The 232-nt window shown below is 36.6% G+C and carries 1 pseudogene; it reads left to right on the top strand.

The features are described from left to right. Positions 1–18: 18 nt before the first annotated feature. Positions 19–232 (top strand): annotated as a pseudogene (locus tag V6256_RS15505) (HAD-IIIA family hydrolase); the annotation flags it as partial.

Below are 232 nucleotides of genomic sequence, written 5' to 3'. Positions count from 1 at the left end.
GAACACTTTCATTGATTTACTGAATGGTTGGATTGGTCGATGGCTGATCGCGGAGTGGTTTTAGATGGTATCTATTATTGCCCACATCACAGTGAAGCAGTAATTGGCGATTTCAAAATAGAGTGTGAATGTCGTAAACCAAAACCTGGTATGTTGAATAATGCCATTGATGATTTAAAAATAGATATCGAAAAGTCAATTTTAGTGGGCGATAAGGTATCAGATATTCAAG

This window comes from Psychromonas aquatilis (genome assembly GCF_038155185.1).
GTDB lineage: Bacteria > Pseudomonadota > Gammaproteobacteria > Enterobacterales > Psychromonadaceae > Psychromonas > Psychromonas aquatilis.
Note: the sequence above shows the minus strand (reverse complement) of the source record. Positions and strands in the feature narration are given on the sequence as shown.